The organism is Rhodopseudomonas palustris HaA2, assembly GCF_000013365.1.
Lineage (GTDB): Bacteria > Pseudomonadota > Alphaproteobacteria > Rhizobiales > Xanthobacteraceae > Rhodopseudomonas > Rhodopseudomonas palustris_J.
The window spans coordinates 634487-648504 of the sequence record NC_007778.1; the positions used below are offsets into that span (position 1 = coordinate 634487).

At 68.1% G+C, this 14018-nt stretch carries 13 protein-coding genes; 8 read left to right on the forward strand and 5 right to left on the reverse strand.

Translation table 11 applies throughout. The annotated features are described in order from the left end of the window. Nucleotides 1-22: 22 nt before the first annotated feature. A complete protein-coding gene (locus RPB_RS02870; RefSeq protein WP_011439465.1) occupies nucleotides 23-1339 on the reverse strand; it encodes a bifunctional folylpolyglutamate synthase/dihydrofolate synthase in 1317 nt (438 codons plus the stop codon). Continuing rightward, nucleotides 1340-2326, reverse strand: a complete 987-nt coding sequence (locus tag RPB_RS02875; RefSeq protein ID WP_011439466.1) for a hypothetical protein — start codon at nucleotides 2324-2326, stop codon at nucleotides 1340-1342. Between the two features lie 213 nt (nucleotides 2327-2539). Here RPB_RS02875 and RPB_RS02880 point away from each other — a divergent pair, with 213 nt between their 5' ends. After that, the gene (locus RPB_RS02880) at nucleotides 2540-4171 is read left to right on the forward strand and encodes an FMN-binding glutamate synthase family protein (RefSeq protein ID WP_011439467.1); all 1632 of its coding nucleotides are present in this window, start codon (nucleotides 2540-2542) and stop codon (nucleotides 4169-4171) included. 631 nt (nucleotides 4172-4802) lie between these two features. Here the strand turns inward: RPB_RS02880 and RPB_RS02890 are convergent. From RPB_RS02890 to RPB_RS02900, 3 genes are all read right to left on the reverse strand, one after another. Next, nucleotides 4803-6788, reverse strand: a complete 1986-nt coding sequence (locus tag RPB_RS02890; RefSeq protein WP_011439468.1) for a carbohydrate porin — start codon at nucleotides 6786-6788, stop codon at nucleotides 4803-4805. 362 nt (nucleotides 6789-7150) lie between these two features. Further along, a complete protein-coding gene (locus RPB_RS02895; protein WP_011439469.1) occupies nucleotides 7151-7411 on the reverse strand; it encodes a hypothetical protein in 261 nt (86 codons plus the stop codon). 129 nt (nucleotides 7412-7540) lie between these two features. Then, nucleotides 7541-8353 carry a creatininase family protein gene (locus RPB_RS02900; RefSeq protein ID WP_011439470.1) on the reverse strand — a complete coding sequence of 271 codons (813 nt, stop codon included), beginning with the start codon at nucleotides 8351-8353 and terminating at the stop codon, nucleotides 7541-7543. Nucleotides 8354-8503: 150 nt separating this feature from the next. Between RPB_RS02900 and RPB_RS02905 the strand changes: the two genes are divergently transcribed. From RPB_RS02905 to RPB_RS02935, 7 genes are all read left to right on the forward strand, one after another. Further along, nucleotides 8504-9628, forward strand: a complete 1125-nt coding sequence (locus RPB_RS02905; RefSeq protein WP_011439471.1) for an ABC transporter substrate-binding protein — start codon at nucleotides 8504-8506, stop codon at nucleotides 9626-9628. 10 nt (nucleotides 9629-9638) lie between these two features. After that, nucleotides 9639-10442, forward strand: a complete 804-nt coding sequence (locus tag RPB_RS02910) for an ABC transporter ATP-binding protein (RefSeq protein ID WP_011439472.1) — start codon at nucleotides 9639-9641, stop codon at nucleotides 10440-10442. Further along, nucleotides 10439-11263 (forward strand): ABC transporter permease, encoded by an 825-nt coding sequence (locus RPB_RS02915; protein WP_011439473.1) that lies wholly within the window; start codon nucleotides 10439-10441, stop codon nucleotides 11261-11263. The genes RPB_RS02910 and RPB_RS02915 overlap by 4 nt, the downstream gene beginning before the upstream one ends. Beyond that, a complete protein-coding gene (locus RPB_RS02920) occupies nucleotides 11263-12249 on the forward strand; it encodes a 2-hydroxyacid dehydrogenase (RefSeq protein WP_011439474.1) in 987 nt (328 codons plus the stop codon). The genes RPB_RS02915 and RPB_RS02920 overlap by 1 nt, the downstream gene beginning before the upstream one ends. Nucleotide 12250: 1 nt before the next feature. Continuing rightward, nucleotides 12251-12961: an AprI/Inh family metalloprotease inhibitor gene (locus tag RPB_RS02925; RefSeq protein ID WP_011439475.1), complete on the forward strand. Its 711-nt coding sequence runs from the start codon at nucleotides 12251-12253 to the stop codon at nucleotides 12959-12961. Nucleotides 12962-13073: 112 nt separating this feature from the next. Then, on the forward strand, nucleotides 13074-13316 hold the full coding sequence (locus RPB_RS02930; RefSeq protein WP_011439476.1) for a type II toxin-antitoxin system Phd/YefM family antitoxin: 243 nt from the start codon (nucleotides 13074-13076) through the stop codon (nucleotides 13314-13316). Then, nucleotides 13313-13771 carry a type II toxin-antitoxin system VapC family toxin gene (locus RPB_RS02935; RefSeq protein WP_041797903.1) on the forward strand — a complete coding sequence of 153 codons (459 nt, stop codon included), beginning with the start codon at nucleotides 13313-13315 and terminating at the stop codon, nucleotides 13769-13771. Before RPB_RS02930 ends, RPB_RS02935 begins: the two co-directional genes overlap by 4 nt. The last annotated feature ends 247 nt before the right edge of the window (nucleotides 13772-14018 follow it).

The window sequence follows — 14018 nt, forward strand, 5'->3', positions numbered from 1 at the left end:
TGCGCAATGTTCAAATCATGCGTCAGAAGAACCGCAGATCCTCGGCGCGGCCGCCGCGCAGCACCGTCGCGAATTCGATCGCGAGGAACAGCCCGCCGGCGACATAGATCCGCGCGTCGCGCCGCGCGGCCAGCGCACGCGCGTCGCGCACCGCATCGGCGACCGCCGGCGCGGTGTGAATCTCGGCGTGCGGATTGGCCGCGCGTGCGGCCTCCGCGATCAGTTCGGCCGGGGCGCCCTTGTGATGCGCGGCGCTGCAGACGATGGCGTCGAACGCCGGCGCCAGCGCGTCGACGATCTCGCCGGCCGCCTTGTCGCGCGACACGCCGAGCACCAGGATCCAGCCGCTGTCGCCATGCGCGGCGTGAAGCCCCGCCAGCGCCTGGCGGATGCCGTCCGGGGTGTGGCCGACATCGATCACCGTCAGCGGCGCCGTATTGATCGTCTCCAGCCGCCCCGGCCAGCGCGTCTCGCGCAGGCCGTCGCGGATCGCGGCCTCGACGCGCGCGGGATTTTGGGCGCCCGCGCTCCGCTCCAGCCACAGCGCGAACAGCGTCGCGGCGATCGCGGCGTTGTTGAGCTGGAACGCGCCGAGCAGCGACGTTTCCAGCGCGGCGTAGCCGGCCCGGCCGATCCGCAGATCGAAGCGCTGCCGCGCATCCACGATGGTCTCGGCTTCGATGCCGATCTCGTCGCGGACAAAGAGCGCATCGACACGCCGGCTGCGATTGTATTCGGCGAGCTGATCCCGCAACGGCCGGCAGTTCTCGCCATAGACGATGGTGCCGCCCGCGGCGCATGCGTCGCTCTTGTCGGCGGCGATCAGCTCCAGCGAATGGCCCAGCAGCGCGGTGTGTTCGAGATCGACCGAGGTGACGCAGCTCACGCCCGCGGCGAGCAGTCGCACCGGATCGTAGCGACCGCCGATTCCGGCCTCGCACACCACGAGGTCGCAATTCTCCTGCTGGAAGTACAAACACGCCAGCGCGAACTGCGCCTCGAACGCGCCGAATTGTTCGCCGCGCTGCGCTGAAACATCGGCGACTACCGCCGTCACGCGTGTCAGCAGCGGCGTCAGCGCCTCGTGCGGGATCGGCACGCCGTCGATCCGGAAGCGCTCGTTGAAGCGAAGGAGATGCGGCGAGGTGAACAGCCCGGTGCGCAGCCCATACGCCTTGCCGATGCTCGCCGCGAACGCCGCGGTCGAGCCCTTGCCGTTGGAGCCGCAGACCGCGATCGCGATGCGCGACAGCCTTGCGCGATCGATGCCGAGCCGATCGAGCACCGCGGCGAGCCGCGCCAGGCAGATTCCGTCGCCGTATTTCGGCAGGTCGAACATCTACAACAATCCCGTCGCCGTGACGCTGTGCCGCCAGATCGACAGGATCAGATCGTCACGGCCGCATGTTTCGAGAAAGCGGATCGCCGGGTTGGAATTCACCTCGATCACCCGGACGTCGTCGCGATGGTCCGGGTCGACGAACAGGTCGACCGCGCCGAGCCGCAGCCCGAGCGCGCGGACCGCCGCTGTGGCCGCCGTGATCGCCGCGGCACCGGCGTCGGCCATCGTCATCGCGCCGCCGGCGCTGAGATTCATCCGGCCCTCGATCGCGCGCAGCTCGCCGGCCGCCGGCACCTTGTCGAACGCCGCGCCGATGGTGGCGGTGTCCGACAGGCCGATGTCGCGCAGCGCGCGATCGTGGTCGCGCAGCAGATCGCGCAGCGTGCGAAGGCCGTCGCCGATCACGTAAGGCGGTCGCTTGCGCGCGCTGTACAGCACCTCGCCGTCGATCACGAACACGCGATACTCGTGGCCGGTGGCGACCGGCTGGATCAGCACCGAGTCGTAGTAGCGCGCCACCTCGTCGAGATACGCGGCGAATGCCGCGACGCCGTCGACCACCCGCGCGAAGTCGCCCCGCGATCCGGTCAGCGGCTTGGCGAAGGCGCGGCCGCCGAGCGCCGCGAGATAGTCCTGCGCGTCGCTGCGTTCGTGGCCGGGCGGCCGCAGCGCGCGGTGCCGGTCGTGCAGGAAGAAAGCGCGCCCGCCGAGCGTCGCCACGCCGGCGCGTTGCAGCAGCGCATTGGCGAGATATTTGTCGGTCGCCAGCGACGACGCGGTGGCGTCGTTCTGCGGATAATACGAGCAGCGCCCGCCGCCGAAGCAAATCTCTTTCGCCGCCGATGCGACGCTGAACAGCAGGCCGGTGCCGCCGTCGAGCTCGCGGAAGACGAGTCCGAGCCGGGTGCAGGCGTATTCGGCATAGATCGCCTGATCGGGATAGAAGCCCGGCCGGCCGCGTCGAAAATCCTGCAACTGTGGCATGACGGCCCCGCCCGTCGCGCGGCGGTCTCCGAACGACTCTGCGCCGCAACCTAGCGGATCACCGAGGTGTGATCCAGCCGCGCCGTGGCCGTTATCGTGCCGCGATCGCCGTGCTATACCACCGCGTCCGGTGCGCCGCGCCCGCGGCGCCACCGGGGCCGCCACGAGGGCGACAACAAGGAGTCGGCGCAGCGTCCGGCTCGCGGGGATTTCATGGAAACGATCCTGCTTCCTTTCTCGCCGCGCTACATCGCGCTGACCATCTGCGCGGTGCTCGCCGCCTTGTTCGCCGCGATCGCGATCGTCGATTACGACACCAAGCTGTTCGGCGTCCTGCTGACGCTGGCGCTGGTGTTCGGCGCGCTGACGCTGCTCGGCGTGCGCGACCTGTTCCAGAAGAATCACGCGGTGCTGCGCAACTATCCGATCTCGGCGCATCTGCGGTTTCTGCTCGAGGAAATCCGTCCGGAGATGCGGCAGTATTTCTTCGAGAGCGAGAAGGACGGCAAGCCGTTCAGCCGCGACACGAGGGCGCTGATCTATCAGCGCGCCAAGATGGTGCTCGACAAGCGTCCGTTCGGCACCCAGAAGGACGTCTACGAGCAGGGCTACGAGTGGATGCATCATTCGGTGGCGCCGCGGCCGCATGCCGAGGAGCGTTTCCGGATCACCATCGGCGGGCCGGATTGCGCCAGGCCGTATTCGGCCTCGGTGTTCAACATCTCGGCGATGAGTTTCGGCGCGCTCAGCCCCAATGCGATCCGGGCGCTGAATGCCGGCGCCAAGAAGGGCGGCTTCGCCCACGACACCGGCGAGGGCGGCGTCAGCCCGTATCACCGCGAGAACGGCGGCGACCTGATCTGGGAGATCGGCTCCGGCTATTTCGGCTGCCGCACCCGCGACGGCCAGTTCGATCCGGAGGCCTTCGCCCGCCTCGCCACCGACGACCAGATCAAGATGGTGGAATTGAAGATCAGCCAGGGCGCCAAGCCGGGCCATGGCGGCGTGCTGCCGGCCGCCAAGGTCTCCGAGGAGATTTCGCGCATCCGCGGCGTGGCGATGGACGAGGATTGCATCTCGCCGCCCTATCACAAGGCGTTTTCGACCCCGATCGAGATGCTGCGCTTCGTCGCCGAAATGCGTCGGCTGTCGGGCGGCAAGCCGGCCGGCTTCAAGCTGTGCATCGGCCATCCGTGGGAGTTCCTGGCGATCTGCAAGGCGATGCTGGCGACCGGGATCACCCCGGACTTCATCGTCGTCGACGGCAAGGAGGGCGGCACCGGCGCCGCGCCGCTGGAGTTCATGGACCATCTCGGCATGCCGATGCGCGACGGCGTCAGCTTCGTGCACAACGCGCTGATCGGCGTCGGCCTGCGCGACCGCATCCGGATCGGCGCCGCCGGCAAGATCGCGACCGCGTTCGACATGGCGCGGGCGATGGCGCTCGGCGCCGACTGGTGCAATTCGGGGCGCGGCTTCATGTTCGCGCTCGGCTGCATCCAGTCGCTGAGTTGCCACACCGACCGCTGCCCGACCGGCGTGACCACGCAGGAACCGTCGCGCTATCGCGCGCTGGTGGTGCCCGACAAGATCGAGCGCGTTTATAATTATCACCGCGCCACGCTGCATGCGCTGGCCGAACTGATCGCGGCGGCCGGGCTCGATCATCCGCAGGACATTCGCCCGATTCATTTCTCGCAGCGGAGCTCGTCGTCCGAGGTGGTGTCGCTGGCGCAGCTCTACCCGACGCTGCGGCCGGGCGAACTGCTCGACGGCACCGACGACCCCCGCTTCAAACACGCCTGGGCGATGGCGCGGGCGGAAACGTTTGCGGCGGCGGTGTAGCGCTCGTCATTGCGAGGAAAGCGAAGCATCTGCGGCCGTCATCCTGAGCGCGCGACAATCACCCCCGTCATCCTGAGGTGCGAGCGCAGCGAGCCTCGAAGGATGAGCGACAGGTGCCTGCGGCCGCATCCTTCGAGGCTCGCCGAAGCCGGCGAGCACCTCAGGATGACGTTGCTGTGCGTTTGGTCAGCGCGCGACAGCCACCGCAGTGATCCTGAGCGCACGACAATCACCCCCGTCATCCTGAGGTGCGAGCGTAGCGAGCCTCGAAGGATGAGCGACGGGTGCCTGCGGCCGCATCCTTCGAGGCTCGCCGAAGACGGGGAGCACCTCAGGATGACGTTGCTGTGCGTTTGGTCAGCGCGCGACAGCCACCGCAGTGATCCTGAGCGCACGACAATCACCCCCGTCATCCTGAGGTGCGAGCGCAGCGAGCCTCGAAGGATGAGCGACAGGTGCCTGCGGCCGCATCCTTCGAGGCTCGCCGAAGACGGCGCGCACCTCAGGATGACGTTGCTGTGCGTTTGGTAAGCGCGCCACAAACACCGCGGTGATCCTGAGCGTGCGACACTCAACGCCGTCATCCTGAGGCGCGAGCGTAGCGAGCCTCGAAGGATGGGCTTCGGGCCACTCAGAACTCGCCGTGCAGCCGGGCGCTGAACACCGAGACCGGGCCGCGGTCGGCGTTGTAGGCCGGGTTGACGATGAACTGATAGTCGGCGGTCGCGGTCCAGGCGCGGTTGATCGCGTAGGCGTAGTAGGTCTCGAGCAAATTCTCGCGGCGATAATTGAGCGCGCCGTCGCCGATCAGCGGGCCGAGCCCGCCGGCGGCGAGGAAATCGCGGTGGTCGCGCGACAGCCCGTTGGTCGCGCCGGCGATGCCGATGACGTCGTCCGGCCGGCCCCAGCGCAGGCCGCGGATCGAGACGCCGCCGGACAGGCTGTCGTCGATGTCGGTGAACGCCATGATCTCGTTCTTGCCGTCGTTCCAGCTCCAGCGTCCGAACACGCCGATGTCGTCGCTCACCGCCTGTTCGAGATTGAGCGCGTAGCCGTATTTGATCCGGCCGCGCCTCGTCTGGCTGATGTCGAGGTTCAGCAGCGGGTTGTCGAGCGTCTCGCGATAGCTGCCGGCATAGACGCTGTTGAGGAACGCCAGCGTGCGCAGCTTGCCGGGCTGGCCGAACAGCGCATAGCGAGTCTCCAGTTCGGCGACATATTGGCCGCGCTGGCCCAGCCGCATGTCGAAATTGTTGGAGTTGGATTCCGCGTCCATCAGGAAGTAGCCGGCGCGCAGCGCCCATTGCTTCTGGTTCAGTTCGGCGGTGGCGCCGTAGGTGAGGCCGAGCTTGTCGGCGGCGTAGTCGAACGCGCCGGACGCCCAGATCGACCAGTTCATGAAGTCGCGGCGCGGGTCGTGCGCATAGGCGTTGCCGTCGAACGCGTCGAGCACGCTGAAGCGCCCGACCTGCAGCGTCAGCCGCGAGATGTCGGCCTTGCCCGAGAGCTGCGATGCGCTGGAGGCGAGCTGTTCCTGCTCGCCGCCGAGGCCGAAAGTCTGGCGCAGATAGAATCGCGACGGGCTGATATGCGGAAAAGCGAAGCCGGATTTCTGCCCCTCGCCATTGGGAAAGCCGGCGACGCCGACGGTGTCGCTCAGCCCGAAGCCCTGCAGGAATTCCGGGCCGAGATACAATTCGCCGCCGTCCCACAGCCGGACATTGGCGAACAGGCCGGAGCTCCAGGTCGATTTGAACTGCGCGTTCGGCGTCAGACTGTTGGCGCCGCTATAGGGCGCGCGGAACGAGGGATAGCCCTGGCCGACCACGGTGGTCTGGCCGTGGATTTCCCAGCGGTCGGAGTCCGGATCGGCGACGGTCGCGAACGGAGCCGTCTCGCCCGAGCCCAGCCAGTCGATCCGGCGATTGACGCCGATCCGGACCGTCTGCAGATTCATCGCGGTGTCGTAGCGGGCGCCGGTCGGCAACCCCACCGAAGCGTTGCCGAAGTCGCTGTAGAGATATTCGATCCGCGCGCTCCAGTTCGGCGTGAAGCCGTATTCCAGGCCCGCGCCCGCGGCCCAGCCGATCCGGCCGTTCAGCACCTTGCCGGCGCCGGGTTCGGTCAGATAGCGCTCGTGCTCATAGGCGAGGCCGCCGGTGACGTAGCCGAGCCATCGCCCCGCCGCGACGCCGAGCCTGGCCCGCAGCGTGCCGTAGAAATCGATATGCTGCTGCGCCGTCGAGGTTGCGTTGTCGAACTCCGACAGCACCGCATTGGCCGGCAGATAGCTCGGAAACGAGATGTCGGCCTCGACGCCGAACAGCACGCCCGCGCGCGTCAGAATATTGTAGCCCGCCTGCGCGCCGGCGGTGACGCCGCCGGAGCCGCTGCTCTGGCTCGCCGCGAACGTCGGATCCTGCAGGCGCGCATCGGCGTGGCCGCGGACATAGCCGGCATGGGCGCCGACATAGAAGCCGCTCCAGTCCATGGCCGGGCTCGGCAATGCCTTCAGTGCGTCGGCCGCGGACGCGGCCTGCGGCAGCACCAGGCCGCCGAGCATCAGCGCGGTCGTCACGATTGGGCGCATGGTGGCGCAGCGTCGCGGATGGATCATTGCAGACTTCACATGAATATCGCGCGGTCTTGGCCGCGCGAGTCGCCGGACAGCTTCGCTGATGGATCGCAAGCTGACGAAATCCAGGAACGGTTTGGCTGATTTGCCGGTTTGCGTCGAGCGCATGCCGCCGTGCCGGGCACGCAATCGTTGCTTACCAGAAGACCTCTAGCCGCGCGATCTTTACGCCAGTGTGACGGGGCGGCCAAGGTATCGGGTATCGCGATGCGCGGAATCCGGATGCAACTGTTGGTCGCGCATCGACGAAGTGACCCGCCCGGGGGACGACCGGGCGGGTCTGCTCCGACACGGGGGTGGATGAGGCGCCCGTGCCGGACGCAACTCCACGCGTGTGGATCGGCTCAGTCGCAGGCCCGGACCCGGCCGATATAGGCGCCGTAGTAGTTGTACTGCGGCACCCAGACGCAGTGGCGATAGCCGGCCACGTAGTACGGGCCGCCGGCGGCGATCGCGCTGCCGACCACGGCCGCGCCGAACAGGCCGGCGGCGACCCCGAAGGCCGGGCCGGGGCCCTTGGCTTCGGCCTGGGTCGAGGTGGCGAGCGCGCCGGCGGCGACGATCGCGGTGAGGGCGAGGGCGGCGAATTTGCTGTTGAGCGACATCTGACAACTCCATCCTGTGCGAGGCGGCCCGTCGTGGTCCGCATGCAAGGTGGTAGGTGCGATCGCGGCCGCGGTTCGGCGGGCGGCGCGACGGGTGTGCGCCAGATCACACGGAAAGCGCGTGGCGGATCAGGCCTGCGGCGCGGCGCCGAGGGCTTCGAGGTCGAAGCGGTCGACATCGGCCAGCAGTTCGCAGAAGGCGCGGGCGCCGTGGTCGAGCGCCTGCCGGCCCTTGTCGGCCGAGGCCGCGGTCGCATCGCCGATCGCGCCGCTGCGGTGCAGGTCCTGCGCTGCCCAGGCGAACGGCGCCGGCCGCTGCGCCGACAGAAAGCGGAACTCCCGCTCCATCGCCAGCGTGGCAGGGCGGAAATCGGCGATCCGGTCGGTGCGCACCTGATCCGGCGCGTGCGCCAGCATGATCGCGGTCTCGACCGCGCCGCCATGGATGCCGTGGCGCAGCTCGTCGGCCGCGAACAGCCCGTCCGGCAGGCCGAACCGCGCCCAGCCGGTGGTCACCGCCAGCATCCGGTGCCGCGTCCGCAGATCCTGCGCCACCAGCCCCATCGCCGCGCTGTTGCCGCCATGGCTGGTCACCATCACCAGCTTGCGCACGCCGGCCCGCGCAACGCTGTCGCCGATCTCGGTCCACAGCCGCAATGCCGTTTCGGTCGACAGCGTCAGCGTGCCAGGAAAGGAGAGATGCTCGCCAGACAGTCCGACCGGCTGCAGCGGCAGGAATGTCGCCGGCAGCTCCGCCGGTAACAGCTCGTGCACCCGCGCCAGATAGGCTTGGGCGATGATCACATCGGTGCCGAGCGGCAGATGCGGGCCGTGCTGTTCGGTGGCGGCGAGCGGCAGCACCGCGATCCAGCGCGCCGGATCGGCATCGCCGATCTCCGGCCAGCGGATCCCGGTCCAGTCGCGGGGGGGAAGCGTCGTCATGGCGTGGCTCGAGCGCGGTCCGGGCGTGCGGCGGCCGCCCGCATCAATGGTTCAAATGCCCGCATTGTTTCGCTATCTATCCTCGACCGGACGAAACCGCGCCGCCTCGCTGCTCCCATCATGGGCCAAAACGAACGACGGAGTCCAATCATGACCCCCGCCTTCCTGTCGCGAGCGTTAATCGGGGCGGTCGCCGTGGCTCTGCTGGCCGTGCCGGTCCAGGCGTCGCCGCCGCCGGCCCCGGCCAAGCCGGCCGAAAAGCCGGCGCCGCCACCGCCGCCGCCGAAAAAGCCGCCGCCGCCGGTCGTCCAGCCGATCCGCAAAGTGCCGGAAGGCGGCTTCGACAAGCTGTCGTTCGGCACCAATTGGGTCGCCGAGGGCGAGCATGGCGGCTTCTTCCAGGCGGTCGCCGACGGCACCTACAAGGCCTACGGCCTGGATGTGACGATCGTGCCGGGCGGGCCGAACGTCAACAATCGCGCGCTGCTGCTCGCCGGCAAGCTCGACTTCTTCATGACCGCCAATACGCTGCAATCGTTCGACGCGGTCGCCAACAACGTGCCGGTGGTGGCGATCGCCGCGGTGTTCCAGAAGGACCCGCAGGTGTTCCTGAGCCATCCGGAATCCAGGGTCGAGAAGCTCGAGGATCTGAAGCGGCTGACGCTGTTCGTCTCCAAGGAGGGCATCGCCAGCTACTTCCAGTGGCTGAAATCCGAATACGGCTTCAGCGAAGCCAAGGTGAAGCCCTACACGTCGAATCCGCAGCCTTTCATCATCGACAAGAACTCGGCGATGCAGGGCTACGTCACCTCGGAGCCGTTCGTGATCGAGCAGAAGGCGAAGTTCAAGCCGAACGTGCTGCTGCTGGCTGATGACGGCCTCGACGGCTATTCGACGCTGATCGAGACCCGGCGCGACCTGATCGACAAGAATCCGGAGATGATCCAGCGCTTCGTCGATGCCTCGATGATCGGCTGGTACAACTACCTCTACGGCGACAATTCGGCCGGCAACGCGCTGATCAAGTCGCTCAATCCGGAGATGACCGACGAGATGCTGGCCTATTGCGTCGACAAGATGAAGCAGTACGGCATCGTCGATTCCGGCGACGCGGTGACCAACGGCATCGGCGCGATGAGCGACGCGCGCTACGCCAGCTTCTTCGATAAAATGTCGCGCGCCGGCGTGGTCAAGCGCGATCTGGATTTTCGCCGGGCCTATACGCTGCAATTCACCAACAAGGGCGTCGGCGTCGATCTGCGGCCGAACAAATAGCGCCGGCGCGATGGCGGTGTCCTCCTCGCGCGATCTCGACAGCCCGGCGGCAGGTCCGGCGATCCGCCTGCGCGCGGTGACCAAGACCTATCGCAACGGCGTGCCGGCGCTCGGGCCGATCGATCTCGCCGTCGGCCGCGGCGAATTCGTCTCGCTGCTCGGCCCCTCCGGCTGCGGCAAGTCGACCGCGCTGCGGCTGATCGCCGGTCTCGCAGAACCGTCCTCCGGCCGCATCGAAATGGCGTCGCAAGCGCAGCGCGGGCATTCGATCGGCTTCGTGTTTCAGGAGCCGACGCTGATGCCGTGGACCAGCGTGCGCGGCAATGTCGGCCTGCCGCTGAAGCTCGCGCACGCGCCGTCGGCGGAGATCGCCCGCCGCGTCGACGCGGCGTTGGCGCGGGTCGAGCTGTCGGACTTCGCCGAGGCCTATCCGCGCGAATTGTCCGGCGGCATGAAGATGCGGGCGTCGTTGGCGCGCGCGCTGGTCACCGATCCGGATATCCTCCTCATGGACGAGCCGTTCGCCGCGCTCGACGAGATCACCCGCTTCCGGCTCAATGACGATCTCTTGGCGCTGTGGCGCGAGCTCGGCAAGACCGTGCTGTTCGTGACGCATTCGGTGTTCGAGTCGGTGTATCTGGCGCAGCGCGTGGTGGTGATGTCGCCGCGGCCGGGGCGCATCGCCGCGGACTTCCGGATCGATGCGCCGGAGCCGCGCAACGAGGACTTCCGCACCTCGGCGGACTACGCGGCGCAATGCCGCGAGGTCTCGCGCGCGCTGGCGGAGACCGGCGCCACGAAGGTGCGCGCATGAGCGAATCCGAGCCGATCGAATTGCAGCCCGCGCGCCTCGGCGCGGCGCGCCTGCTGCGCGTGCTGCTGCCGGTCGTGGTGCTCGCCGCCGGCGTCGCGGCGTGGGATCTGGTGGTGCGGCTCAACCAGATCCCGCCTTACATCCTGCCGGGTCCGGGGCTGGTGGCGCAGACGCTGGTCGCCGATTGGCCGATCCTGTCGGCCTCGCTGCTGGCGACGCTGGCGACCACGCTGCAGGGCTTTCTCGCCGCGGCGATCGGCGGCATCGCGCTGGCGCTGCTGTTCAACCAGTCGCGCTGGGTGGAGTATTCGCTGTTCCCCTATGCGGTGGTGCTGCAGGTCACGCCGGTGATCGCGATCGCGCCGCTACTGCTGATCTATCTGCCGCAGGACACCGCGGTGGTGGCCTGCGCTTTCATCGTCGCGTTCTTTCCGGTGCTCGCCAACACCACGCTCGGGCTGAATTCGGTCGATCGCAATCTCGCTGGGCTGTTCCGGCTGTACGGCGCCTCCCGCTGGCAGACGCTGCTGCGGCTGAAGCTGCCGGCGGCGCTGCCCTATATGCTCGGCGGCCTGCGCATCGCCGGCGGGCTGTCGCTGATCGGCGCGGTGGTGGCCGAGATCGCGGCGGGCTCCGCCGGCGCCGGCTCCGGCCTCGCCTATCGCATTGCGGAGTCCGGCTACCGGCTCAACATTCCCCGCATGTTCGCCGCCTTGCTGTTGCTCTCGGCGGCGGGCATTGTCATCTATGCGGCGCTGGCGCTGCTGTCGCATCTGCTGCTGCGGCGCTGGCACGAAAGTGCGCTCGGAAAGGAACAATGATGGCGGGGGAAACAGGCTCGGCGGACGCCATCGATCTGCTGATCTACGGGCCGACCAAGCCGGTGGTGAACGAGGGCTTTCCCGCGTGCTACGCCCTGCACCGATGCGAGCAGCCGGCCGATCTCGACCGCCTCGGCGATGACATCCGCGCCCGCATCCGCGGCGTCGCCGTCACCGGCCTGGTGCCGACCCAGGCGGCGATGCTGGCGCGCTACCCGAAGCTCGAGATCGTCTCGTCGTTCGGCGTCGGCTACGACCACATCGATTCCTCTTGGGCCGCGCAGCACAATGTCGTCGTCACCAACACGCCCGACGTGCTGACCGAGGAAGTCGCCGACACCGCGCTCGGCCTGCTGATCGCCACATTGCGCGAATTCGTCCAGGCCGACGCCCATGTCCGCTCCGGGCTGTGGGCGAATCAGGCCTATCCGCTCAGTAAAGGCTCGCTGCGCGACCGCATGGTCGGCATCGTCGGCATGGGGCGGATCGGGCAGGCGATCGCACGGCGGCTCGACGCCTCGCTGGTGCCGGTGGTGTATCACTCGCGCAAGCCGGCGCCGGGGGTGGACTACAAGCACTACCCCGATCTGATCGCGATGGCGAAAGCCGTCGACACGCTGATCGTGATCATCCCGGGCGGCGCCTCCACATTGAGACTGATCAACGCCGAGGTGCTGGCCGCGCTCGGCCCGCGCGGCGTGCTGATCAACGTCGCGCGCGGATCGGTGGTCGACGAGCCGGCGCTGATCGCGGCGCTGCAATCCGGCACGATCCTCGCCGCCGGCCTCGACGTGTTCGCCGACGAGCCGAACGTGCCGGACGAATTGCGCGCGCTGCCGAACGTGATCCTGCTGCCGCATATCGGCTCGGCCTCGGTGGTGACGCGCAGCGCGATGGACCAGCTCGTGGTCGACAACATCAAGGCGTGGTTCGACGGCAAGCCGCCGTTGACGCCGATTCCCGAAACCCCGGTGAAGGGCCGCTGAGATGAGACGCTGCGTCACCGCCGCCATGTTGTTGCTGCTGAGCGCCGCGCCGGCGCCGGCGCAGGACGCCGCGGCGCTGACCAAGGCGATGGTCGGGCAGTGGGAACTGTCGACCACCGAGCGCAGCCGGACCTGCGTGGTGACGCTGAAGCCGGAAGCCGCTGCGCCAGGAATCCAGCAAGGAGCCCAGCACGGCATGAAGCTCGAGCTCGAGCCCGGCTGCGCCGCCGCGCTGCCCTTCACCAAGGACATCGCCGTCTGGACCGTGAAGGGGCTCGACATCGTCCGGCTGGAGAATTCCGCGGGCGAAGCGGTGATCGATTTCACCGAGGTCGAGAGCGGCATTTTCGAGGGCCTGCGGGCCAATGAAGGCGTCTACATCCTGCAGAATCTGGTGGCGGCGCGCTCGCTCGCCAAATCGATGGACCAGATGATCGGCGACTGGTCGATGGTCCGCGGCAGCGGCCGTGCGGTGTGCGGCCTGACGCTGACCAACAACGAGGCGGCGACGGCGGACAATTTCGAAGCCTTCCTCAAGCCGCGCTGTGACTCGCTGGTCGCGAATTTCGGCCCGACGATGTGGCGGCTGGAGCGCGGCGCGCTGATGCTGATCGCCCCCTCCGGTGAGGTCTGGCGGTTCGAGGCCGACGACAACGCCCAATGGCGCAAGACCCCCGACAGCGCCGACCCGCTGATCATGCTGCGGCAGTAGCCGGCGCAGGGTCCGATTCGGTCTCCCCCGCCCGCGCATGGACGATAAAACCTTGCACAGCTTGAGTTTTCGGCCTATGTAGTCACATGAAACTACATGTCGGACATCGCCGATGAAAACGATCAACCTCAGGGAAGCCAAGGCGACGCTGTCGGCGGTGGTCGAAGCCGCCGAGGCTGGCGAGCCGGTGACGATCACGCGGCACGGCAAGCCCGCCGCGGTGGTGGTCTCCGTTGATGTCGCGCGGCGGCTGTATCCGGCCCGCAGGGGCTTTGGCGAATTCCTGATGGGCTTTCCAGGCCTTCCTGAAGAGATCGAGCGCAATCCGTCTCCGGGCCGCGAGATCGACCTGTGAGCGATCCGCCCGGCTTCTTGGTCGATACCTCGATCGTGTCGGCGTTTGCGCCCGATCGCCCGGCGGTGGCCGAGCAAACGGCGCGTTGGATGATCGCGCAGGGCGAGGCCGAGCGGCTGCATTTGTCGGTCGTCACGGTGGCCGAGATCGAGCGCGGCTTGCGCAAGCTCGCCCGCGCCGGCGGCACGGCGCGCGCGCAAGCCTTGTCCGAATGGCTACGCGAACTGATCGACCTCTATGGCGACCGGCTGCTGCCGATCGATGCGGCGACGGCGCGGATTGCCGGCGAGATTGAAGACCAGGCGATTGCCAACGGCGCCCATCCCGGCTTTGCCGACGTGCTGATCGCAGCGACCGCGCGCGCCCATGCGCTCGACCTGTTGACGGCCAACATCAAGCATTTCCGCCCGCTCGGAATCAGCTGCTTCAATCCGGTCGACGGGCTTCCGGACTGATCGGCGGCCGAACCCGCGGACGTGCTCACCGATCTTTGCCTCGCGTTGCGCCGGCTCTGCGGCGAGATGCCTTTGACCTGGCGAACTCCTGCAGCGTTGAAGCCGGCACGAGGCCGGGCATCACGAGGTTACAGCACTTTTGGATCGCTCTTGACGCACCCCCGCCGTCATCCTGAGGTGCGAGCGAAGCGAGCCTCGAAGGATGCGGCAACGCGTGCGGTGCCCGCTGCGCATCCTTCGAGGCGCG

Excerpts from the sequence above, each read along its gene's own strand:
- RPB_RS02870 (WP_011439465.1), bottom strand. The coding sequence starts at position 1,339 with ATGTTCGACCTGCCGAAATACGGCGACGGAATCTGCCTGGCGCGGCTC.
- RPB_RS02875 (WP_011439466.1), bottom strand. The coding sequence starts at position 2,326 with ATGCCACAGTTGCAGGATTTTCGACGCGGCCGGCCGGGCTTCTATCCC.
- RPB_RS02880 (WP_011439467.1), top strand. The coding sequence starts at position 2,540 with ATGGAAACGATCCTGCTTCCTTTCTCGCCGCGCTACATCGCGCTGACC.
- RPB_RS02890 (WP_011439468.1), bottom strand. The coding sequence starts at position 6,788 with ATGATCCATCCGCGACGCTGCGCCACCATGCGCCCAATCGTGACGACC.
- RPB_RS02895 (WP_011439469.1), bottom strand. The coding sequence starts at position 7,411 with ATGTCGCTCAACAGCAAATTCGCCGCCCTCGCCCTCACCGCGATCGTC.
- RPB_RS02900 (WP_011439470.1), bottom strand. The coding sequence starts at position 8,353 with ATGACGACGCTTCCCCCCCGCGACTGGACCGGGATCCGCTGGCCGGAG.
- RPB_RS02905 (WP_011439471.1), top strand. The coding sequence starts at position 8,504 with ATGACCCCCGCCTTCCTGTCGCGAGCGTTAATCGGGGCGGTCGCCGTG.
- RPB_RS02910 (WP_011439472.1), top strand. The coding sequence starts at position 9,639 with ATGGCGGTGTCCTCCTCGCGCGATCTCGACAGCCCGGCGGCAGGTCCG.
- RPB_RS02915 (WP_011439473.1), top strand. The coding sequence starts at position 10,439 with ATGAGCGAATCCGAGCCGATCGAATTGCAGCCCGCGCGCCTCGGCGCG.
- RPB_RS02920 (WP_011439474.1), top strand. The coding sequence starts at position 11,263 with ATGGCGGGGGAAACAGGCTCGGCGGACGCCATCGATCTGCTGATCTAC.
- RPB_RS02925 (WP_011439475.1), top strand. The coding sequence starts at position 12,251 with ATGAGACGCTGCGTCACCGCCGCCATGTTGTTGCTGCTGAGCGCCGCG.
- RPB_RS02930 (WP_011439476.1), top strand. The coding sequence starts at position 13,074 with ATGAAAACGATCAACCTCAGGGAAGCCAAGGCGACGCTGTCGGCGGTG.